The sequence below is a fragment of the Serratia sp. BNK-17 genome (assembly GCF_048684935.1).
GTDB classification, from domain to species: domain Bacteria; phylum Pseudomonadota; class Gammaproteobacteria; order Enterobacterales; family Enterobacteriaceae; genus Serratia; species Serratia nematodiphila.
Genome location: NZ_JBLQTR010000001.1, coordinates 3,418,696 through 3,438,729, shown reverse-complemented (window position 1 = coordinate 3,438,729; position 20,034 = coordinate 3,418,696). Strand labels below are relative to the sequence as shown.

The 20,034-nt window shown below is 62.3% G+C and carries 21 protein-coding genes and 1 tRNA gene; 12 read left to right on the top strand and 10 right to left on the bottom strand.

Annotated elements, in window-relative coordinates:
- Window positions 1-6: 6 nt before the first annotated feature.
- From tenA to ACMGF7_RS16285, 7 genes are all read left to right on the top strand, one after another.
- Window positions 7-690: a thiaminase II gene (gene tenA / locus ACMGF7_RS16315; protein WP_049242360.1), complete on the top strand. Its 684-nt coding sequence runs from the start codon at window positions 7-9 to the stop codon at window positions 688-690.
- Complete coding sequence (locus ACMGF7_RS16310; RefSeq protein ID WP_273874386.1) at window positions 687-1,427, top strand: ABC transporter ATP-binding protein; 741 nt, start codon at window positions 687-689, stop codon at window positions 1,425-1,427. Before tenA ends, ACMGF7_RS16310 begins: the two co-directional genes overlap by 4 nt.
- Window positions 1,424-2,191 (top strand): ABC transporter permease, encoded by a 768-nt coding sequence (locus ACMGF7_RS16305; RefSeq protein WP_015378402.1) that lies wholly within the window; start codon window positions 1,424-1,426, stop codon window positions 2,189-2,191. Before ACMGF7_RS16310 ends, ACMGF7_RS16305 begins: the two co-directional genes overlap by 4 nt.
- A gap of 35 nt (window positions 2,192-2,226) precedes the next feature.
- Window positions 2,227-3,162 carry an ABC transporter substrate-binding protein gene (locus ACMGF7_RS16300; RefSeq protein ID WP_164095689.1) on the top strand — a complete coding sequence of 312 codons (936 nt, stop codon included), beginning with the start codon at window positions 2,227-2,229 and terminating at the stop codon, window positions 3,160-3,162.
- Between the two features lie 109 nt (window positions 3,163-3,271).
- Entirely contained in the window at window positions 3,272-4,183 is a 912-nt protein-coding gene (locus tag ACMGF7_RS16295) for a LysR family transcriptional regulator (protein ID WP_049242366.1), read from the top strand.
- Between the two features lie 204 nt (window positions 4,184-4,387).
- A complete protein-coding gene (locus ACMGF7_RS16290) occupies window positions 4,388-4,786 on the top strand; it encodes a cupin domain-containing protein (RefSeq protein WP_049242564.1) in 399 nt (132 codons plus the stop codon).
- Between the two features lie 5 nt (window positions 4,787-4,791).
- Window positions 4,792-5,616 (top strand): aldo/keto reductase, encoded by an 825-nt coding sequence (locus ACMGF7_RS16285; RefSeq protein WP_049242565.1) that lies wholly within the window; start codon window positions 4,792-4,794, stop codon window positions 5,614-5,616.
- On the opposite strand, the gene ACMGF7_RS16280 is transcribed toward ACMGF7_RS16285, so the two are convergent.
- Window positions 5,609-6,352, bottom strand: coding sequence for a transporter substrate-binding domain-containing protein (locus tag ACMGF7_RS16280; protein ID WP_197763426.1), 744 nt, complete (start codon window positions 6,350-6,352; stop codon window positions 5,609-5,611). The genes ACMGF7_RS16285 and ACMGF7_RS16280 overlap by 8 nt on opposite strands.
- Window positions 6,353-6,638: 286 nt before the next feature.
- Here ACMGF7_RS16280 and opgB point away from each other — a divergent pair, with 286 nt between their 5' ends.
- Together opgB and ACMGF7_RS16270 are read left to right on the top strand one after the other, a co-directional pair.
- On the top strand, window positions 6,639-8,942 hold the full coding sequence (gene opgB / locus ACMGF7_RS16275; RefSeq protein WP_420286523.1) for a phosphatidylglycerol--membrane-oligosaccharide glycerophosphotransferase: 2,304 nt from the start codon (window positions 6,639-6,641) through the stop codon (window positions 8,940-8,942).
- A gap of 137 nt (window positions 8,943-9,079) precedes the next feature.
- Window positions 9,080-10,543, top strand: coding sequence for an AMP nucleosidase (locus ACMGF7_RS16270; protein ID WP_049188250.1), 1,464 nt, complete (start codon window positions 9,080-9,082; stop codon window positions 10,541-10,543).
- Between the two features lie 35 nt (window positions 10,544-10,578).
- Here the strand turns inward: ACMGF7_RS16270 and nac are convergent, their stop codons facing one another.
- Window positions 10,579-11,502 carry a nitrogen assimilation transcriptional regulator NAC gene (gene nac / locus ACMGF7_RS16265; RefSeq protein WP_049242371.1) on the bottom strand — a complete coding sequence of 308 codons (924 nt, stop codon included), beginning with the start codon at window positions 11,500-11,502 and terminating at the stop codon, window positions 10,579-10,581.
- A 338-nt stretch (window positions 11,503-11,840) separates the two neighbouring features.
- Between nac and ACMGF7_RS16260 the strand changes: the two genes are divergently transcribed.
- Window positions 11,841-11,916 (top strand) — tRNA-Asn (locus tag ACMGF7_RS16260).
- Between the two features lie 57 nt (window positions 11,917-11,973).
- On the opposite strand, the gene ACMGF7_RS16255 is transcribed toward ACMGF7_RS16260, so the two are convergent.
- Both ACMGF7_RS16255 and ACMGF7_RS16250 read right to left on the bottom strand, forming a co-directional pair.
- Window positions 11,974-12,414, bottom strand: a complete 441-nt coding sequence (locus ACMGF7_RS16255; RefSeq protein WP_016927118.1) for a DMT family transporter — start codon at window positions 12,412-12,414, stop codon at window positions 11,974-11,976.
- A 17-nt stretch (window positions 12,415-12,431) separates the two neighbouring features.
- Complete coding sequence (locus ACMGF7_RS16250; protein WP_420286521.1) at window positions 12,432-12,950, bottom strand: GNAT family N-acetyltransferase; 519 nt, start codon at window positions 12,948-12,950, stop codon at window positions 12,432-12,434.
- A gap of 38 nt (window positions 12,951-12,988) precedes the next feature.
- Between ACMGF7_RS16250 and ACMGF7_RS16245 the strand changes: the two genes are divergently transcribed.
- Complete coding sequence (locus tag ACMGF7_RS16245; RefSeq protein ID WP_015378410.1) at window positions 12,989-13,558, top strand: helix-turn-helix domain-containing protein; 570 nt, start codon at window positions 12,989-12,991, stop codon at window positions 13,556-13,558.
- A 13-nt stretch (window positions 13,559-13,571) separates the two neighbouring features.
- On the opposite strand, the gene ACMGF7_RS16240 is transcribed toward ACMGF7_RS16245, so the two are convergent.
- From ACMGF7_RS16240 to ACMGF7_RS16230, 3 genes are all read right to left on the bottom strand, one after another.
- Complete coding sequence (locus ACMGF7_RS16240; RefSeq protein ID WP_049242376.1) at window positions 13,572-13,865, bottom strand: DUF2623 family protein; 294 nt, start codon at window positions 13,863-13,865, stop codon at window positions 13,572-13,574.
- A gap of 130 nt (window positions 13,866-13,995) precedes the next feature.
- Window positions 13,996-14,583 (bottom strand): nitroreductase family protein, encoded by a 588-nt coding sequence (locus ACMGF7_RS16235; protein WP_015378412.1) that lies wholly within the window; start codon window positions 14,581-14,583, stop codon window positions 13,996-13,998.
- Between the two features lie 69 nt (window positions 14,584-14,652).
- Window positions 14,653-15,549 carry a LysR substrate-binding domain-containing protein gene (locus ACMGF7_RS16230; protein WP_049242378.1) on the bottom strand — a complete coding sequence of 299 codons (897 nt, stop codon included), beginning with the start codon at window positions 15,547-15,549 and terminating at the stop codon, window positions 14,653-14,655.
- A 115-nt stretch (window positions 15,550-15,664) separates the two neighbouring features.
- Between ACMGF7_RS16230 and ACMGF7_RS16225 the strand changes: the two genes are divergently transcribed.
- Window positions 15,665-16,300, top strand: a complete 636-nt coding sequence (locus tag ACMGF7_RS16225; protein ID WP_075685225.1) for a flavodoxin family protein — start codon at window positions 15,665-15,667, stop codon at window positions 16,298-16,300.
- An 8-nt stretch (window positions 16,301-16,308) separates the two neighbouring features.
- Here ACMGF7_RS16225 and ACMGF7_RS16220 read toward each other — a convergent pair whose 3' ends face one another.
- From ACMGF7_RS16220 to ACMGF7_RS16210, 3 genes are all read right to left on the bottom strand, one after another.
- A complete protein-coding gene (locus tag ACMGF7_RS16220; protein WP_015378415.1) occupies window positions 16,309-17,526 on the bottom strand; it encodes an acyl-CoA dehydrogenase family protein in 1,218 nt (405 codons plus the stop codon).
- A 17-nt stretch (window positions 17,527-17,543) separates the two neighbouring features.
- A complete protein-coding gene (locus tag ACMGF7_RS16215; RefSeq protein WP_197799972.1) occupies window positions 17,544-18,974 on the bottom strand; it encodes an MFS transporter in 1,431 nt (476 codons plus the stop codon).
- Window positions 18,975-19,157: 183 nt separating this feature from the next.
- The gene (locus tag ACMGF7_RS16210) at window positions 19,158-20,033 is read right to left on the bottom strand and encodes a MetQ/NlpA family ABC transporter substrate-binding protein (RefSeq protein ID WP_015378417.1); all 876 of its coding nucleotides are present in this window, start codon (window positions 20,031-20,033) and stop codon (window positions 19,158-19,160) included.
- Between the last annotated feature and the right edge of the window lies 1 nt (window position 20,034).

Genomic DNA, 20,034 nt, shown 5'->3' with positions numbered 1-20,034 from the left:
GGTCCCATGTCCATCACCACCCTGTTCGAAAGCGGTCTTTACGGCCGGTTGCGCCACCATGCCGGCAGCCACTGGCAGGACTACGTCGATCACCCGTTTCTGCAGCAGCTGGCCGCCGGCACCTTGCCTGAACGCGCTTTTCGCCGCTACCTGACCCAGGACTATCTGTTCCTGCTGCACTTCGCCCGCGCCTACGCGCTGCTGGTCAGTAAGCTGCGCACCCTGCCGGAGATGCGCGCCGCCACCGCCTCGCTCAACGGCATCGTCGCCGAGCTGCCGTTGCACGTGGCCTACTGCGCCGAATGGGGGTTGAGCGAAGCGCAGATCGCCGCCCAGCCGGAGGCGGCGGAAACCATGAACTATACCCGCTACGTGCTGGACATCGGCCATGCCGGCGACGCCCTCGATCTGTTGGCCGGTCTGCTGCCCTGCGTGGCCGGCTATGCCGAAATCGGCCTGCGGCTGCTGCACGATCCCGCCACCCAGATGGAGGGCAATCCTTACGCCTCCTGGATCCGCAACTACGGCGACGAGGGCTATCTGGCCGGCGTGCGCGCCGCCATCGAACTGCTGGAAACCGTCGGCCGCCAGCGCGGCGCACAGGATCGCTTCACCGAGCTGGCGCAGATTTTCACCACCGCCACCCAACTGGAGTCGGCATTTTGGCAGATGGGGCTGAACGCCTCATGACCTCCCCGCTTCTCACGCCCGGTATCCAGGTGCGGGATCTCAGCCTGCGTTTCGGTCAGCACATCGTCTTCGACCGGCTGAGCTTCGACATCGCCGGCGGCAGCTTCGTCGCCCTGCTCGGCGCCAGCGGCGCCGGCAAAACCAGCCTGCTGAAGATCATCGCCGGCCTGGCGCAGGCCAGCTCTGGTTCGGTGACCGGCAGCGACGGCCTGCCGATCGCCGGGCGCATCGCCTACATGGGGCAAAAAGATCTGCTTTACCCGTGGCTGACCATCGAGGAGAACGTCGCCCTCGGTTCGCGGCTGCGCGGCGAAACGCCGGATCGGGCGTGGGCGGCGCACCTGCTGGAGCGCGTGGGCCTGGCCGCGCATGGCCGCAGCCTGCCAGCCTCGCTGTCCGGCGGCATGCGCCAGCGCGCCGCCATCGCCCGCACGCTCTACGAACGCCAGCCGATCGTGCTGATGGACGAACCCTTTTCCGCGCTGGACGCCATTACCCGCGCCGAGATCCAGAGCCTGGCCGCCGAGCTGCTGGCGCAAAATACCGTGCTGTTGATCACCCACGATCCGATGGAAGCCTGCCGCCTGAGCCACCGGCTGCTGGTGCTGTCGCCCTGGCCGCTGGGCCTCGACGATACTCATCGCATCAGCGGGCTACCGCCGCGCGCGCCGGATGACGCCGACCTGCTGAAAAGCCAGGCCGAGCTGCTGCTGCAGCTGGTGAGGGCAGCACAATGAATAGTGCCCAAGAGCGTGGACTCACCCGCCTGCGGCGCGGGCTGACGGTATTCGTCGGCCTGCTGCTGCTGTGGTGGCTGGCGGCGCAAAGCGGCATCCCGGCCTTTCTGCTGCCCACGCCGGGCGCAGTGGCGCAGGCGCTGTGGGACGGGCGCGGCTATCTCGCCTGGCACACGCTGGTCACCGCTTCGGAAATCGTCAGCGGGCTGGTTCTGGGCGTGTTGCTCGGCGCGGCGCTGGCGCTGTGCATGATTTTCTCGCCGCGCCTGCAGCGCTGGCTGATGCCGCTGGTGCTCACCAGCCAGGCGATACCGGTGTTCGCCCTGGCCCCGCTGCTGGTGCTATGGTTCGGCTTCGGCATGAGCGCCAAGGTGGCGATGGCGGTGCTGGTGATCTTCTTCCCGGTGGTGTCGGCCTTTTTCGACGGGCTGCGCCGGGTCAACAACGACTACCTCGATCTGGCGCGCACGATGCGCGCTTCGCGCTGGGCGCAGCTGCGGCACGTGCGGCTGATGGCGGCGCTGCCGGCCTTCGGCTCCGGCCTGCGCATGGCCGCCGCCGTCGCGCCCATCGGCGCCATCATCGGCGAATGGGTCGGCTCGGCCGAAGGGCTGGGCTATGTGATGCTGAACGCCAATGCGCGCATGCAGACCGACGTCTGCTTCGCCGCACTGTTTATTTTGGTGCTGATGACCGTGCTGCTGTGGGCCGCGGTGGATGCGCTGCTGCGGCGCCTGATCGCCTGGGCGCCGGAAAACGACTGATGATTGCAACCATAACCAGGGATAAAGGAACGACCATGATCAAACAAACCGTCTGCGGGCTGTTGCTCGGCGCCGCCATCACCGGCCAGGCCGGCGCGGCCGACAAGCTGACGCTGGTGCTCGACTGGTACATCAACCCCGATCACGCGCCGATTATGGTGGCCGAGCAGATCGGCGCCTTCAAGGCCGCAGGGCTGGACGTCAAGATCGTGCCGCCGTCCGATCCGGCGCTGCCGCCGCGGCTGGTGGCCGCCAAACAGGCCGACCTCGCCATCACCTATCAGCCGCAGCTGCATTTCTTCGCCGATCAGGGCCTGCCGCTGATGCGCGTCGGCACGCTGATCAACACGCCGCTGAATACGGTGATCGCGCTGGATAAAAACATCACCTCGCCGGCGGATCTCAAAGGCAAAACGGTGGGTTACTCGGTCAGCGGCATCGAACAGGCGACGCTGGCCACCATGGTCGAACACGAGCATCTCAAACCGCAGGATATCAAGCTCATCAACGTCAACTTCCAGCTGACCAGCGCCCTGCTGGCGGGCCAGGTCGATGCGGTGATCGGCGGCTACCGCAACATCGAAGCGCTGGAGCTCAAGCTGCAGGGTAAAGAACCGGTGGTGTTCAACGTCGAAGATTACGGCGTGCCGGCCTACGACGAGCTAATCATCGTCGCCAACCGAGATGCGGTGAACGAGCCGAAAATCCGCAAATTCCTCGCCGCGCTGAAGCAAGGCAGCGACTACCTGCACGCGCACCCGCAGGACACCTGGTTGGCGTTCGCCAAGGCGCACCCGGAGCTGAATACCGAGCTGAACAAACAGGCGTGGCAAGCCAGCCTGCCGCTGTTCGCCCGCGATCCGGCCAAGTTGGATCGCGCGCGCTACCAGGCATACGAACAATTTCTGTTCGACAATAAGCTGATCAAGAAAATCACCCCGGTAGACCAGTACGCGGTGGAGCTGGACTAACGAGCAGCAACAGCCGCTGCAGGCATGCTGCGGCTGTTCGCTTCGGTTGCGATACCCTGTACGCCGGGCTTATCATCAAACCCTTTCGAACAGAAACAGTGGGACGAAAATGGCCACGTTCACCCGGGCAGAACTCGCCGAACTCAATGTGTTCTCTACCATTTGCCGAAAGAAAAGTTTCCGGCTGGCGGCGGCGGAACTCGGCGTCAGCACTTCGGCGCTCAGCCACACCATGCGTTCGCTTGAAGAGCGCCTCGGCGTAAAGCTGTTGAACAGAACCAACCGCTCGGTCGTTCCTACCCCGGCAGGCATGGCACTGGTAACCGAACTCGATCGGGGATTCGACTACATCAAATCCGCCCTATCGACGCTGGAACAGTATCGCGATGAACCCATTGGCCACCTTCGCTTGAATATTCCGCATGATGCGCTCGATTTGCTCATCGCCCCTGTCATGGAAAGCTACGCCCAAACACATCCTAAAATAGCGCTGGAAGTGGCCGTCAATAACCATCAGGTAGACATCATCAAAGAAGGTTTCGACGCCGGCATCAGGTATGGCGAGATCATCCCCAAGGACATGATTGCCGTTCCTTTGACCGGCAGTCTGAAATGGGTTGTCGCCGCAGCGCCGGCCTATCTGGCAAAGCATGGCGCGCCAGGTTCGCCGTCGGAGTTGAAAGATCACAGTTGCATCAATATGCGATTGGGAGACGGTGCGGTTTATCAATGGGAATTGGGCAACGATGAAACGTATTGCCGGTTGTCGGTGAACGGGCAATATACTTTCAGTGAAACCTCAATGATCATCAAAGCGGCGCTCGCCGGGCTGGGGTTGGCCTACTGTCTGGAAATGCAAATCGATGAACACTTGCGCACTGGTGAATTGCAATGCGTCATGCCCCATTGGTCGCATCTCAGCGCCCCCTTTATGATGTACTACCCCAGCCGTCGCCAGTTGCAACCTGGATTGCGGCCTTTGATTGCGCTGATAAAAGCGCAGCATCGCTCCCTTGGTTGATATCGGCTCAACGCTCCGTCAAAAAACATTCAACGCTTTGTATAGTATTCTGTCAGTGATATGCGGGAACGTCGGAATAATGGTGTTCGTCCGCATGCAATATTATCCTGCCTGGGATAAAACATAGCCACACCACCGCTTGAGCCATGAATGTTTTATTTCAGTGACCGGTTAATCACGCCCATCATTTACAGTGAGTGCCGTATGAACGCATTATATTTTGATCTGGAAGAAAGGAAAAAACACTTTCCTGACACCGCCGACTCTCTGATCGTCGATATGTACCTTGAAGATTCGCCACAGGGCAGCGTCCGCCTGTTCCGCGTCTATGCCGAGGTTCCCGCACACTACCACAAACAATGTGATGAAATCTTGATCATCGTGGAAGGTGCGCTGGAGTTTCAGGCCGGCAACGATGCAAAAAGAGTTTTAGCCGAAAACCAAATGGTGATATTTAAGCGAAACACCGTTCACAGCATCAAACCTTTTAACGGCAAGCCCGTTTATTTTTTATCTATCGATACACCTCGTCGGGAAGCCTCTGACGTGCACTTTATTAATCCTGCTCATGAACATTTAAAATTCATCAGCCATATTGGGTAATGAATATGCGTAATTCACAACACCTGTTCACCAATGACGGCAACGCGATACCTGCCATCGGATTCGGCGTCTGGCAGTCGCGAGGAGATGAATTGATCTGCGCCGTTCAATGCGCGCTTGATGCGGGCTACCGCCTCGTCGATACGGCCGCAATCTATGGCAACGAATCTGAAGTGGGCACCGCAATAAAAGCTGCAGACGTGCGCCGGGAGGATATCTTCGTCACCACCAAGTTATGGAACGATCGGCATGATGACGTTGAGAACGCTTTCAACGAAAGCTTGACCAAGCTCGGTTGCGACTATGTCGATCTGTATTTGATTCACTGGCCGGTATCCGGGCAAAACCTGTTCGTTTCTGCCTGGAATGCCATGATAAAACTCCGTGACAGCGGGCGAGTCAAAAATATCGGGGTAAGCAACTTTTCCATCGAGCAGATATGCCGCCTGGAAACTGAAACCGGTGTTCTGCCTGCCGTCAATCAACTGCAAATTCACCCGTTTAATCAGCAACGAGAATGCGTTGATTGGTTACACGCCCACGGGATTGTTACTCAAGCCTGGAGCCCGCTCGGCCACGGCAACCAGAATATATTGACCCACCCCGTCATCTTGAAAATTGCCGAACAGCAGCATAAAACGCCGGCCCAGATCGTATTACGCTGGCTGTATGAAAACCAAATCATTGCGCTGCCGAAGTCCAGCACGCCGCAAAGAATACGGGAAAATATTGATATCTTCGACTTTAACCTATCGACATCCGAACTTTCGGCAATAAACGAACTGGATCGCGGCCTCAATGTCGGCAACGATCCCGACGCGTTCAGGTAGTCGAGGCGGCCGGCGGCGCCACCGTCACCTCGCCCTGGCCGCTGCGCTGCAGGGCCGCCTTCACCAGCCCATTGGCCTTGCAGCGTTCGATAAACGCGTTCACGTAGGCGGCGCCCTGCGTGTTTTGCCGCGGCACCGCCATCGCCTGGCGAATGGCGGTGAAATGCCCCTCCAGCACTCGGTAGCCGGGATGGGCGGCCGCTGCGGCCAACAGCGGTTGACGCACGCCGGCCGCCGCCTCCAGCCCCCGTTCGAAAAACAGCGCGATCGCCTCGGCGGAGGTTGCCGCCCGCACCAGCTGCGCCTGCTGCAGCGTGCGCGATAAAAACAGGTCATACGCCGCCCCCTGGCCGACCGCAATGCGCACTTCCGGCCTGTCGAGCTGCGCCACCTCAAAGTAAGGCGCGTCGTTCGCCACCAGGTAAGTCCCCTCGATGATCACGTAGGGTTCGCTGAACGCAATCTGCGCCGCGCGCACCGGCTCGATGGCCATAAACGCCAGGTTCCAGGCGCCGCTCTCCAGATCGGCGAACACCTTGCCGGCCGCGTCATAGGTCACCAGCTCCAGCGCCACGCCCAGTTCGCGAGCCAGCGCGGCGGCCAGCTCCACCGAAGCGCCTTGCGGTTTGCCATCAGCCCCGGCCTGCGCCAGCACCGGATTGCCGTAGTTGATCGCCGCGCGCAACACGCCTTGCGGGGCCAGATCGTCGAGTACCGCTGCGGGGATTGTCTGCATACTTCCTCCTGAATGGCTGATGGATGCACCGTCGTGGCGCTCATTAAGCGTAGAGCGAAACCTCCGACCAGCAAGCTTTCGCCGCCGCGGCCGCCGTCGGCGTGATTAACGTCACACTATTGTCATAAAAATGTACAATAGCCGCCGCTCGTCGGCCGTAGCGGGAGATCGCGCGTTGTTCCGCCGCCGGCAATAGGCTATACCCTTCACTTTTCGCGCCGCGGCACGCTCGGCGGCGCAAACCAGGGCAGCAACGGTTTTATTTCAATCAGACAAGGTTTGGCGGATGGTTTTAGCAGTCGTTTCGTTTGTTCTCTTTTTGGCGTCGATTTTGATTTATCGCACCCGGGCCGCCGCCAACCGCTGGTGGTTCGCCATTCTGCTGACGCTGCTCGGCAGCTATCTGGTGCTGAACGTCATCCTGATCGCCAGCAACTACTTCACCGGCGACGGCATCACCGATGCGGTGATCTACACCGTCACCAGCAGCCTCAAAGGCGCGGGCATCAGCAAATACGTGCTGCCGTTTATCAGCCTGCTGGCGGCGCTGGGGGTGATTTTCGCCGTGCTGGCCCGCAGCCTGCTGCGCCGCAAGGCCAAAGGCAGCAGCGTGGCTTACAGCGTCGTCGCCGTGCTGCTGGCGCTGTTTTCTGTCGGCACCACCCCGGCGTTTCAAGACATCTCGCTGCTGGTCAAGAGCCAGATCGTCGGCGATACCGCCGATTTCACCACCTACTACAAGGCGCCGAAAAAGACCGTGCAGGGCAAACGGCCAAACCTGGTGTACATCTATGCCGAGAGTCTGGAGCGCACCTACTTCGATACCGAGCTGTTTCCCGGCCTGGCCGACGAGCTGAACGCCCTGCGCACGGACAGCATCGATTTCAGCAATACCCAGCAATTGCCGGGCACCGGCTACACCATCGCCGGCATGGTCGCCTCGCAGTGCGGCATTCCGCTGTTCGCGCCCTTCGACGGCAACGCCTCCAGCGCGGTCTCCACCTTCTACCCGGAGAACGTCTGCCTGGGCGATGTGCTGAAGGCCGCCGGCTACAGCAACTATTTCTATCAGGGCGCCGAGCTGGCGTTCGCCGGTAAAGACACCTTCCTGAAATCCCACGGTTTCGACCATGTATACGGCTTCAAAGAGCTGCGCGATCGGGTCGCCGATCCGAGCTACAAAAATGACTGGGGCTGGTACGACGACAGCGTGCTGGACGTGGTGTACGGCAAGTTCGTCGAGCTGTCCAAACAGCGCCAGCCGTTCTCGCTGTTCACCCTGACCGTCGATACCCATCACCCGGACGGCTTTATCTCCGCCGGCTGCAGCAAGAAAAGCTACGCCTGGCAGAACAAGGAAAACCGCTCGCTGAGCGCGGTGGCCTGCAGCCAGCAACACATCGCCGCGCTGATCGACAAGATCAAACGCTCGCCCTATTTCAGCAATACCGTGATCGTGGTGTCCTCCGATCATCTGGCGATGAACAACACCGCCTACGACATCCTGACCAAACAGAAGCGCCGCAACCTGTTCTTCATCATCGACGGCACCCGGCCGCTGGCGGAACAGCGCAACGAGAAGCGCAGCACGCTGGACAACGGCGCCACGGTGCTGGACGTGATGGGCGGCGACAACTACATCGGCCTTGGCCGCAGCAGCCTGTCGGCGCCGTCGCTGTCCACGGTGTTCCTGAATATCGAAGAGAAGATCAACGGCTGGAAACCGGCGGTGATCAATCAGTGGGGCCTGCCGAACCGCATCAGCGACTACAGCGTGGATACGCGTCAACGCAGCTTCAGCTTCTCCGGCGTCACCTACAAGGTGCCGTTCATCCTGCGGGTGGGCGACAACCGCATCGAACCGATGTTCAACGTCTACCTCTCCACCCCGCTGCGCAAGCAGCTGGCCGGGCTGGGGGCGGGGGAGAAATTCGTCTGGGTCGATAAATGCTACGAGATCGGCCGGGTCTGGGCGCCGCAGTTGGCGCTGAGCACCGACATCTGCGTGGCCTCCGGCACCCTGGCCTCGCCGCCGCAGATCGCGCAGGCCAGCGGCGAACGCTTCAACGGCAAGGTGAACTTCACCGGCCCGGCGACGGACAGCGTCGCCGATTACCAAAACGCCGTCGCCCGCCTGCAGGTGGACGACGCGGCGGTGAAATACCGGGCGGACGCCATCGAGTTCATGCTGCCCGGCATGCCGGAACAGGTGAAAGCCATCACCGGCGTCTCCGCCGTCGAGGAATGGGGCCGCTGGTCCGACGCCAATCTGGCGCCGGCGGTCGACATCGATTACGTCGATCCGCTGCCGAAGCGCTTCGATCTGGTGCTGCGCGCCCGCGCCTACGGCAACAACGTCGGCGAACCGATTTCGGTGCGCGTCGGCGACGAAGAGCGCTTCGTGTCGCTCGGTGAACAGGACAGCACCGTCACCCTGCGCTTCGACAACCCGCGCGGCGCGCAGAAGATCAGCATTACCCCGCCGGTGCCGACCGAGCCAAAAGAGAGCGCCAGCGGCGGCTTCACGCCGAAGAAGCTGGGCATCGGCCTGGTGTCGCTGAAGGTCGAAGCGGCCGCTCCCGCCTCCTGATCCCCCGCCTTCACGGGCGCGGTATTTTCTTTGCCGCGCCCGTCATTTCGACCAAGCTTTTACGCCCTTCTTCGGCTAACCTGTGACGGTAAAACGCCGCAACCCCGCCACAGAGCCGGGACATCCAAGGAGAAAGTATGAGCTATGCCCCACCTCGCAGCGGCCTCAGCGCCGATCAGGCACTCGATCAACTGGAAGCCCTGTATGACGCCGCGGTAGACGCGCTGCGGCAGGCGGTCAGTGACTTTATCAGCCACGGCACACTGCCGGACCCGCAGGCGCGCGCCGCCGGGCTGTTCGTGTATCCCGAACTGCGCGTCAGTTGGGACGGGCAGCAATCCGGCCCGAGCAAAACCCGCGCCTTCGGCCGCTTTACCCATCCCGGCAGCTACAGCACCACCGTGACCCGGCCGCAGCTGTTCCGCCACTATCTGGCCGAACAGCTGGCGATGCTGGAACACGATTACGCCGCCCATATCGAAGTGGCGCCGTCGCAGCAGGAGATCCCGTTCCCTTATGTCATCGACGGTTCCAGCCTGGCGCTCGATCGCTCAATGAGCGCCGGCATCGCGCAGCATTTCCCCACCACCGAGCTGGCGCAGATCGGTGACGAGACCGCCGACGGCCTGTACCACGCCACCGACAATCATTTCCCGCTGTCGCATTTCGATGCGCTGCGCGCGGATTTCTCGCTGGCGCGTCTGCGGCACTACACCGGCACGCCGGTGGAGCATTTCCAGCCGTTCGTGCTGTTCACCAACTACACCCGCTATGTGGACGAGTTCGTGCGCTGGGCCTGCGCGCAGATCGCCGATCCGGCCAGCCCGTACATCGCGCTCTCCAGCGCCGGCGGTACCTACATCACGCCGGAAACCAGCGCGCCCGAACAGGCGGTGTCCGATCTGGCGTGGAAAAACCACCAGATGCCGGCCTATCACCTGATCTCGCGCACCGGCCAAGGGATCACGCTGATCAACATCGGCGTCGGCCCATCCAACGCCAAAACCATCTGCGATCACCTGGCGGTGCTGCGCCCGAGCGCCTGGCTGATGATCGGCCACTGCGGCGGCCTGCGCGAAAGCCAGAAGATCGGCGATTACGTGCTGGCCCACGCCTATCTGCGCGACGATCACGTGCTGGATGCGGTGCTGCCGCCGGATATCCCGATCCCGAGCATCGCCGAGGTGCAGCGCGCCCTGTACGACGCCACCAAGATGGTCAGCGGCATGCCCGGTGAAGAGGTCAAACAGCGTTTGCGCACCGGCACGGTGGTCACCACCGACGATCGCAACTGGGAGCTGCGCTACTCCGCTTCGGCGCGCCGCTTCAACCTCAGCCGCGCGGTGGCGGTCGACATGGAGAGCGCCACCATCGCCGCTCAGGGTTATCGCTTCCGGGTGCCGTACGGCACGCTGCTGTGCGTCTCCGACAAACCGCTGCACGGCGAGATCAAACTGCCGGGCCAGGCCAACCGCTTCTACGAAGGGGCGATCTCCGAGCACCTGCAGATCGGCATCTGCGCCATCGATTTGTTGCGCGCCGAGGGCGATCGCCTGCACTCGCGCAAGCTGCGCACCTTCAACGAACCGCCGTTCCGCTAACGGTGCCAGGCCCGCTGCGGCGGGCCGTTTTTTCCTCAACGCACCAGCGCCAGCGCGCGCTTCTCCTGGCTGCGGCCGCCGGCGAGCGACAGCAACAGGTCTTTCACCAGCAGCGCCGGGGCGGACAGCCCCTGTTGGCTGGACATGCACAGTGACAGCGGCACCGACATCGTCGGCGCATTGATGCGCGCCATCCAGGCCTTGGCCGGGCCGATCATCGCGCGCGCCACCGATTCCGGCAGCACGGTCGCCCCCAACCCGCTGGCGATCGCGGCGCTCAGCGCGCCCGAGGATTCGATCTCCCCCACCACGTTGGCAGCCAGCTTGCGCAGCGCCATCGCCTCCTCCAGCTGGTTGCGCACCGCATCGCCCTCGCGCGGCAGGAACAGGTTCAGCCGCGCCACGTCCAGCAGCTCGACGCTGTTGCCGGGATGCGGCACCGCGCGCGTCGCCACCAGATAAAGATCTTCCCGCATCAATGCGATGGCGTGCAGACCGGCGGGCATTTTGGCGCCGTAGACCATCGCCATGTCCAGCGTCTGGTTAGCCACCTGCCCGGCCAACGCCGCGCCGCCGTTTTCATGCAGGCTGAGCAGGATGCCCGGCTGCTGATCGCGCAGGGTCTGCAACAGCGGCAGCGCCAACTGCGCCGCAGTGCTGCCCGACGCCAGCCCGAGAGACACCTGGCCGCTCATCGCCTGCCCGGCGCTGTTGACCGCGCTCTGCGCCTGTTCGCACTGGCGCAGAATGGTCTGCGCGTGGGCATACAGAATGTTGCCGGCCTCGGTCGGCTGCACCCCGCGCTTGGTGCGGATCAGCAGCTGCTGCTTCAGCTCCCCTTCCAGCGTCGCCAACTGCTGGCTGAGCGCCGGCTGGGCGATGTGCAACACCTCCGCCGCCTGGGTCAGGCTGCCGATATCGACGATTTTCACGAAGTACTTCAGACGTCTGAAATTCATAGTGCCTCCAGCGAGCCGCTAAATTGAGAATGCCGAAATCCGGTCATGCAATCACAGCAAGATCCAGGCCAGAGTCGGTAAACGGCCGTGGAAGCGGGGTACAAGGCGGTAAATGGCCGTTCGCCGGGCGGCGCGCGCCACCGCGCAGGGCAACCGTTGCACCATCGGCAGGCAACGGCGCCGATCAACGGGCAATTCGACTGCGCTGCGCGCGGGATAAGCGACAAAAGCGAGAAAAAGCAGCAGGTTGGGCAATCTTGCAGCAAACGAACGCATCGGGCGTTTTCACGCTTTACAAGCCGCAACCGCCCCGCTATTATTCGCCCCGTTCCAACGATTCCTCTGTAGTTCAGTCGGTAGAACGGCGGACTGTTAATCCGTATGTCACTGGTTCGAGTCCAGTCAGAGGAGCCAAATTTAGAGAAGCCCGCTCAGGGAAACCCGAGCGGGCTTTTTGCCTTTCAGCCGCCGTCAAAAGCTGCGTTTCGCCACCAGATAAGCGCCCGCTACCAGCAATAAGGCGCCGACCAGCGCCGGCAGATTCTCACGCAGCGCCGCCGGGCCGGCGCGGTAGACGTCCGCCAACAGCCCCATGCACAGCTGGCTGGCGACCAGGATCGAGATGGTCGCTGCCGCCCCCAGCTTCTGGTAACCCAAAATGCCGGCGAACACGAACAGCGATCCCAACAGCCCCGGCAACAGCATCCACCACCTGGCGGCGCCGGTCACTTCCGCCACCGCGCCGAGACCGTTTTTGGCCAGCAGCAACCCCACCAGCAACAACAAACCGACGCTGGAGTTGATCACCAGCGTAATGAGGATGGTCGAAACGCTTTCGGTAATGCGCACCATCAGCAGATTCTGCACCACCAGCCCCATTCCCGCCGCGATCAGCAGTAACAGCATATTCATCGCCCTGTCTCCCGGGATCAGCGCGCGGGCGGCGTCGCCCGCTCGTCGAGCCTCTGCTGCAGGAAGGTCAGATCCAGCCATTGGCCGAATTTGGCGCCCACTTGTTCCATGCGCCCCACGTCGCGAAACCCCAGCGCCAGATGCAGCTTAATCGAGGCCTGATTGCCGGATTCGATGCCGGCCACCATCACGTGCTTGCCGATTTCCCGCGCCCGTGCGATCAGCGCCAGCAGCAACGCCTTGCCAATCCCTGCGCCACGATGCGCCTGATGGACATACACCGAATGTTCCACGGTATGGCGATAACCATCCCAGGCGCGCCAGTCGCCGAACGACGCGTAGCCGATCGCCTCGTCCGCGGCGTTCACCGCCACCAGCACCGGGTAGCCCGCCGCCTGCCGCTCGCCGATCCACGCCGCGCGGTTGGCCGCATCCACGGTTTGTTCATTCCAGATGGCGGTGCTGTTCAACACCGCGTCGTTATAGATAGCGGCAATCGCCGCGCTATCGTTGAGCGTCGCATTTCGTATAATCATGGTTTACCCCGGCCAATTGTCCACTATAATACTACGATATGAATATTAAATTAGACAATCTAAATCAGCTGATCGGCGCGCGCATTCGCATTGAACGCGAGGCGCGCCACTGGTCGCTGTCCGATTTGGCCGAACGGGCGGGCGTATCGCGGGCGATGGTGCATAAGATCGAACGCGGCGAGAGCAGCCCGACGGCGATGCTGTTGGGCAGACTGGCGGGGGCGTTCGGCCTCAGCATGTCCAAGCTGATCGCCCGCGCGGAAACGCAGGAAGGCCGGCTGCTGCGCCGGGAAGATCAACCGGTCTGGGTCGATCCGGAGAGCGGCTACGTGCGGCGCCACGTGTCGCCGCGCACCGATCTGCCGCTCGATCTGGTGCGCATCGAACTGCCGGCCGGCGCAGCGATCCCGATGCCGGCTTCGGTGTATGCCTTCAAGCGTCAGCTGATCTGGGTTTTATCCGGCGAACTGGTCTTTCTTGAGGGCGACGCGCGCCATGAAATGGCCGAAGGAGACTGCCTGGAGCTAGGCCCACCGGCGGACTGCCGCTTTGAAAACCAAAGCGATGAGGCATGCGTGTATATGGTGGCGGTGCTGAGCGCCGCCTGACGGTTCACCGGCGCTACCCCTGCGTCGGCTGGTTATAGCCGGCGTGGAAAAACTTCTCCGCCAACCGGCTGTCGCCGCCGGAGAAGAACTCGCTCATCGGCTCGCGGCCGAGGCCATAGGCGCGGCTGAGTTGCCCGGCCTCGAACGCCGCCCGGTTCTCGTCGCCGCAGCGCTGCGCCAAATGGTGCGCATAACCGAGCACGAAACCGCGCTTGTAGTCGGAGCAAAAGCGCGACAGCTCCGCCTCCGGCTTCAGGTTCTCCACCTTTAACCCCGCCAACAACCCTTTGCCAAAATGATCTCCCACGGGTTCCTCCTCACCGCACAATCGCTATATAACAAAATATACAGCGAATGAGCGAACGAGAACATACTCCCTAAGTTTTACTCGCCGCATAAAAAAGGCCCGCGAAGCGGGCCTGCGAGAAAGCGGGCAATCACAGCGTGAAATTCAGCCCTTCGCTGACGGTCTTGCCGAGCGGCAGACGGCCCGACGGCGCTTCTTTCTCCTGCAGGAAATCCGGCAGGCGGGCTTTGTCGCCCGGCTTGCCGATCGCCACCATGGCGTGCACCGCATAGTCGTCCGGCAGCTGCAACGCCGCTTTGATCTTATCGTGGTGAATGCCGCTCATGCAGTGGGTCAGCCAGCCTTTCAGATGCGCCTGATGCGCCAGGTTGGCCCAGGCCGCGCCGGTGTCGAATGCGTGGGTCGGGTTGTCCACCAGGCGCTCGCCGTTCAGGCTGGTGGTTTTGGAGACGATCACCACCAGCGCCGAGGCGTGTTGCGCCCAGCCGCGGTTGAAGTCGATCAGGAACTCCAGGTAGTTCTCCCAGCTGTCGGAGCCGTGCTTGCTGTAGGCAAAGCGCCACGGCTGAATGTTGTAGGCCGAAGGCGACCAGCGCGCCGCTTCAAAGAAGCTCAGCAGCGTTTGATCGTCGATGGCGTCGTTGGTCATCGCGCGCGGCGACCAGCGCTCGATAAATTGCGCGTCAATCGGGTAATCGGAGATTCTTGGCTGGCTCATGATAGGTTCTCGCAGTGAAGTAAAAACAAAAGTTCGCTGATATTCCCACAGCTTAGGACGGTAAAACTTTTATTTCGTGCCATTGTCCTGCGGCAATTCCTGCCGCAGCCAGGCCAGAAACGCCCTGACCGGCGGATGCCGCTCGCGCCCCGGGGCGCACAGCACGCTGTATGCGGCGCCCGGTACGCGCACCTCCGGCCGGTACGCCACCAGCAGACCGTTGTCCACCATCTCGGACACCATCACCGAGCTGGCGAGCACCCATCCCTGCCCGGCCACCGCCGCCTGCAGGGCGTAATGCTCCTCGTGATAGCTGCGCATCGCCGCATGGCGCTGCCACCAGTCCACGCCGGCGGCCCGGCACCAGTCATGCCAGCCGCTGTCGTACAGCGCCGAATCCCCCCACTTGACGGTGATCAGCACCGGATTTTCCGGCGGAGCGGCGGCCAGCCCCGGCGCGGCGTAGACGCCAAAGCTTTCCTCCAGCCGCGCCGCCTGATGCAGCGCGGGATAGTGCGCGCGGCTGTAGCGCACCGCCACATCCACGCTGGCGTCCTGCTGCAGGTCGATCACCTCGGCGCAGGCCTCCAGGCGCACCAGATAGTGCGGATGCGCCTGGTAGAAACGCCCCAGTCGCGGCACCAGCCACAGCGCCGCGAACGAGTGCGTCACCGAGACGCACAGCGAGCCGCTGCTGGGCTGCGGCCGCAGGCCCTCAAGCATGGCGGCGACGTCCAGCAGCGCGCCGTGCACGCCGGCAAACAGCGTTTCGCCCTTCGCCGTCAGCCGCACGCCGCGCGGCACCCGCTCGAACAGCGCAAAACCCAGCTGCTGTTCCAGCGCCTTGATCTGGTGCGAAATCGCCGTCGGCGTCACCGCCAGCTCGGCCGCCGCCAGCTTGAAGCTGCGCAGGCGAGCGGCGGATTCAAAGGTGCGTAACGCGTTGACGGGCAGCGTAGCGAACATGGCGAAGCCTCTTGGGATGAGTTGAGTTCATCCTGGCAGAAAAACCGTCATTTGTCGCCTGCAGACGTTCGCTTCTAGATTAAGGCTGAGTTCACTTCACACCAAGGAGCATGACATGAATACAGCTCATCAATCCAAGCGCCTGGTGGTGCTGGTCGGCAGCCCGCGCCGCGACGGCAACAGCGCCACGCTGGCGCAGGCGATCATGGCGGGCGCCGCCGAAGCCGGCACCGTCGCCAGCCTGCATTTTCTCGACGATTACCTGAGCGGTTTTCTCAGCGATGAGCGCCACGCGCCGCCGCCGGCCGATCGCTACGCCGAGCTGTTCCTGGAGCACTTCCTGCCGGCCGACGGCGCGGTATTTTGCACGCCGATTTACTGGTACGGCATGTCGGCGCAAACCAAGGCCTTTTTCGATCGCTCGTTCAGCTTCTATTCCAACGCCTACCCTCAGGCGGAACAGGTGCACCAACGCATGAGCGGCAAACGCATCGGGTTGGCGGTGGCGTCGGAAGAAACTTATCCCGGCGCGGCGCTGGGCATCGTGCATCAGATCCAGGAGTTCAGCCGCTACACCCATTCCGCCTTCGTCGGACTGGTGCACGGCGCCGGCAACCAGCGCGGCGAGATCGCCCGCGATCCGCGCAACCCGCTGCGGGCCGCCCGCGAGTTGGGGCGCGAGTTCTTCACCCGCCCCTACTCGGATTATCAGATGGACAGCCCGCGCAGCACGCAGGTTTGGACGGAATAGCCACGGCCTCAACCGCCACTGCCGATTTGCCAGATAAAGGTCGGCGTATGGCGGTTAATTTCCCAGTCACCGATATTGCGCGCCTTGTAGATCACCGGATTATGTGAAGAGAGCGTGCGCGCATTGCGCCAGTGGCGATCCAACGCCTTGCCGGTACGGGTATCTGAAGCGCCGAGCGCATTGAACAATTCACCGGCGGCGCGCTGCACCCACTCCCCGGCGATGACCTGCGCCCTGGCGGCGTCCAGCTCCGCCGTCACGTTAAGCGCCTGCAGCAGCGCTTCATCGCCGGATCGATGCGCCTCGTAAGCCTGCTGCAGCGAGGAAGTCGCTTTTAGCACCGTCGCCTCGACCGCATAGGCCCAGGCGCTGATTTGCCCCACCACCTGCTGGATCTGCACGTCGTCCTTCACCCAACCGGCGTTGCCGTGGCTATAGATCCTTTTACGTTGCCTCACGCCCTCGCCGACGTCTCGCAGCACCGCGCGGCCGATCCCCGCCAGCGTCGCCAGCAACACATGCTGATAGAACGCAGTTTGGTAGCGGAAGCGCTCGGCAAAGTCATAGACGTGCGCCTGCTCGACCTGCGCATCAATAAAACGCGTGGTGCCGCTGCCGGTAGTGCGTTGGCCAAATCCGTCCCAGTCGTCGTCGCGCTCTACGCCCGGCTGGGCGACGTTAACCAAAGCGATCACCGGGCCGCCGCTGTCGCTGCGCTCGGCATACACGTCGATCCAATCGGCAAACAGACTGCCGGTGCTGTAAAATTTCTCGCCGTTGAGCGACCAGCCGTCGGCCTGCGGCGTTACCCGGGTATTGACCTGCCCCAGCTTCACGCCGCCGATCTCGGTCCAACCGCTGCCGACCAGCTCGCCGTCGAGAAAGCGTTCGAACCAGCGATCGCGCTCCGGGCCGTCCGGCGCGTTCAGCCGATCTTCCACGAAGGCGAAATGCGCCCGCAGCGCCTGCGGCAGGTTAGAGTCCGCCTCCGCCAGTTCGGCCAGCAGTTCGAACAGCTGCGGCAACGAAGCGCCGTCGCCGCCCTTTTCACGCGGGATGCGCACCCTGCCGAACCCCGCCTCTTTCAGCCAACGGATCGGTTCATGCGGCAGCGTGCGCGACAGCTCGCGCTCCACCGCCCCAGCGGCGATTTCGGCGAAGATCGGCCGAAAACGCGCGGCCAGCTGTGCGTAGTCTGCTCCGGTGGATAACAGGTGTTGCGTCATGTCAGTGTCCTCTGTGGTTAAGCGCGATCGGCCAGATCGTCGATATCGCGCGCCGTCGGTTCGAAGCGAATGATCAGCAGGAAGACGATGGGGATCGCCGCCGCCAGTGAAACAATCCAAAACATGTCGGTGCCGAAGCGCGCCTGCAAAATCGGCAGAATAAACAGCGCCAGCGCGCTGCCGATACCGGACAGCGAACGGCCGAAACCGACCCCGGTGGCGCGGATCGCCGTCGGGTAAGAGAGCGCCGGGTAAATCATCATCTGCGCGCCGGGGCCGAAGCCTTCGGCGAACAGCCATAGGCCCAACATCAGGATCGCCAGCCCAACGCCGAACGCCGCCTGCGGATGCCCGATCAACGCCAGGGCAATCAGCGCGATAAACTGCAGCGCAAATCCGGCGATCGCCACGTGGCGCGACGGATACTTCCATGCCAGACGCATGCCGAGCAGGCCACCGGTAAAGGCGAACAGCACGTTCAGCCCGAGCGAGGCGGAGAGGGTTTCAAACACCCCGGCGCCGAGAAACTGCGCCAGAATCGACGGCAGAAAGAAGGCGATGGCGGTGTATTCAAAGGAAATGCAAACGTTCATCACGCAGGAGACCAGAGTGCGTTCGCGGTACGGCTTGCGGAACAGCACGCGGAAGCTGACCTTCGCCGCCGCCGGTTGGGCGGCGTCAGGTTCCGCCTCATGGGCGGCGATGCCGTATGACTCGCGCAGGATGCGCGCCGCCTCTTTCAAATCGCCCTGGTTAGCGGCCCACAGCGGCGACTCGTTCATAAACTTGCTGCGCACCATGATGATCAGCAGCGCCGGCACCGCGCCGAAAATCAACGAGGCGCGCCACAGCCAGTTCGCATGTTCGGCCGGCAACAGAAAATAGAGCGCAAAGATGATCAGAAAACACATCGACGAAGCGGCGTACCACATCGGGCACCAGGCCGCCAGGCGCGACGCCTTGTTGGCCTTGCCGGAGAATTTGGAGAATTCGGCCAGATAGGCCATCGCCACCGGCAAATCGATGCCGACGCCGATACCCATCAAAAAGCGCGCGCCGATCAGCATCCAGACGTTGGGCGCCAGCCCGGCGGCGATGGCGGAAACCACAAAAAACAGCATATCGGCCATAAACACCTGATAGCGGCCGTACTTGTCGGTCAACCAGCCGCCGACCAGGTTGCCGAGAATGGTCCCGACCATGATCGAAGAAGTTACCACCCCGGTCAGCAGCGGGCTGAGGCTGAATTCACGCACCACGTCATCGATGCCGTAAGACAATGTGGTCAGGTCATAGGCATCGAGAAAAACACCGCCCAGCGCCAACAGCACGATCATGCGCGCATGGGTATTTTTCTCGCTGCGTTGGTTAATCAAACGCGCCACATCGCTGGCCGAGCCGATGGGCGCAGATAACGGCGGCGCGGTATCGATATTTAAGGTACTCATAGCTTCCTCGTTGTAATTGGCAGGTGACACCTCGTTTATAGGGTGAAAAAATTACGCCGACAAACAACAAATATTTCTATAAATATCATTAATATCAATAAATTAAATATAGTTACAGCGTAACAGAAACGCCGGATTAACACGCGTTAATCCGGTCTTTATCACGGCCATTTCGGGCGGGGATTATTCTGCCGATACCGGCACCAGCACGCCTTTCACCAGCGGGTCGTCGGTGTTTTTCAGCCACGCCTGCAACCTGGGATCGGCAAACGCCCGCTGCAGCTTGCGAATATTTTCGTCCTGCAGATAGGGCGTGCCAATCACCAGCTGCGAGGCGAAGGTCTTCGGCGCCGGTGGGAACAAGATGCCCTTCTCACGCGGCACTTTGCCGGCGTCGAACTGCGACACATAGCCAATGGCCGCATCTACCGAATTCAGCGCGCGCGGCATGGTCAGCAAATCCAGCTCCTTGAAGTTAAAATGGCGTTTGTTCTCGCGAATGTCTTTCAGCCTGGCGGTGCGCGCCTCGATCGCCGGATCCAGCCCGATCAGTCCAATGCGCTGCAGCAGCCACAACGCCTGCCCCTGATTGGCGCCGTCGTTGGGCACCACGATCTCCGCGCCGTCCGGCAACTCGGCGATCGACGTATAGCGGTCGGAATAGATGCCGAACGCCCACTGAAACACCGGCAGAGTCGGGGTCAGCTTAAAACCGTTGGCCTCCACCACCTGCTTTAGCCACCACTGGTGCTGGTAGATCGTGGCGGCGTACTGCCCCTGCGCCACCGCACGATCGGCCTGCACCGGATCCTGCAGGCCAACCGCCTCCAGCCTGAGGCCGTAATCCGGCGCGATATGCTCGCCGACGTACTCGATCACCCGCTGCTCTCCGGCCATCGCCGGCTCAAAGTGCACTTTCAGCGTGCTGCCGAACTGCACCGTCTGCTGCTGGCGAGCGCTGAAGTGCCAAACCGCGGCGGCGATAATCGCCACCGCCGCGATACCCACCGGCCACGGCCAGCGTTTCTTCTTCACTATCTCAAAATCGTGATTAGGCATG

What these genes read in the sequence shown, in the direction of transcription:
- opgB (WP_420286523.1), top strand. Translation starts at nt 6,639, where the DNA reads ATGGTTTTAGCAGTCGTTTCGTTTGTTCTCTTTTTGGCGTCGATTTTG.
- tenA (WP_049242360.1), top strand. Translation starts at nt 7, where the DNA reads ATGTCCATCACCACCCTGTTCGAAAGCGGTCTTTACGGCCGGTTGCGC.
- ACMGF7_RS16285 (WP_049242565.1), top strand. Translation starts at nt 4,792, where the DNA reads ATGCGTAATTCACAACACCTGTTCACCAATGACGGCAACGCGATACCT.
- ACMGF7_RS16210 (WP_015378417.1), bottom strand. Translation starts at nt 20,033, where the DNA reads ATGCCTAATCACGATTTTGAGATAGTGAAGAAGAAACGCTGGCCGTGG.
- ACMGF7_RS16215 (WP_197799972.1), bottom strand. Translation starts at nt 18,974, where the DNA reads ATGAGTACCTTAAATATCGATACCGCGCCGCCGTTATCTGCGCCCATC.
- ACMGF7_RS16245 (WP_015378410.1), top strand. Translation starts at nt 12,989, where the DNA reads ATGAATATTAAATTAGACAATCTAAATCAGCTGATCGGCGCGCGCATT.
- ACMGF7_RS16295 (WP_049242366.1), top strand. Translation starts at nt 3,272, where the DNA reads ATGGCCACGTTCACCCGGGCAGAACTCGCCGAACTCAATGTGTTCTCT.
- ACMGF7_RS16230 (WP_049242378.1), bottom strand. Translation starts at nt 15,549, where the DNA reads ATGTTCGCTACGCTGCCCGTCAACGCGTTACGCACCTTTGAATCCGCC.
- ACMGF7_RS16250 (WP_420286521.1), bottom strand. Translation starts at nt 12,950, where the DNA reads ATGATTATACGAAATGCGACGCTCAACGATAGCGCGGCGATTGCCGCT.
- ACMGF7_RS16305 (WP_015378402.1), top strand. Translation starts at nt 1,424, where the DNA reads ATGAATAGTGCCCAAGAGCGTGGACTCACCCGCCTGCGGCGCGGGCTG.
- ACMGF7_RS16255 (WP_016927118.1), bottom strand. Translation starts at nt 12,414, where the DNA reads ATGAATATGCTGTTACTGCTGATCGCGGCGGGAATGGGGCTGGTGGTG.
- ACMGF7_RS16300 (WP_164095689.1), top strand. Translation starts at nt 2,227, where the DNA reads ATGATCAAACAAACCGTCTGCGGGCTGTTGCTCGGCGCCGCCATCACC.
- ACMGF7_RS16280 (WP_197763426.1), bottom strand. Translation starts at nt 6,352, where the DNA reads ATGCAGACAATCCCCGCAGCGGTACTCGACGATCTGGCCCCGCAAGGC.
- ACMGF7_RS16310 (WP_273874386.1), top strand. Translation starts at nt 687, where the DNA reads ATGACCTCCCCGCTTCTCACGCCCGGTATCCAGGTGCGGGATCTCAGC.
- ACMGF7_RS16235 (WP_015378412.1), bottom strand. Translation starts at nt 14,583, where the DNA reads ATGAGCCAGCCAAGAATCTCCGATTACCCGATTGACGCGCAATTTATC.
- ACMGF7_RS16225 (WP_075685225.1), top strand. Translation starts at nt 15,665, where the DNA reads ATGAATACAGCTCATCAATCCAAGCGCCTGGTGGTGCTGGTCGGCAGC.
- nac (WP_049242371.1), bottom strand. Translation starts at nt 11,502, where the DNA reads ATGAATTTCAGACGTCTGAAGTACTTCGTGAAAATCGTCGATATCGGC.
- ACMGF7_RS16290 (WP_049242564.1), top strand. Translation starts at nt 4,388, where the DNA reads ATGAACGCATTATATTTTGATCTGGAAGAAAGGAAAAAACACTTTCCT.
- ACMGF7_RS16270 (WP_049188250.1), top strand. Translation starts at nt 9,080, where the DNA reads ATGAGCTATGCCCCACCTCGCAGCGGCCTCAGCGCCGATCAGGCACTC.
- ACMGF7_RS16220 (WP_015378415.1), bottom strand. Translation starts at nt 17,526, where the DNA reads ATGACGCAACACCTGTTATCCACCGGAGCAGACTACGCACAGCTGGCC.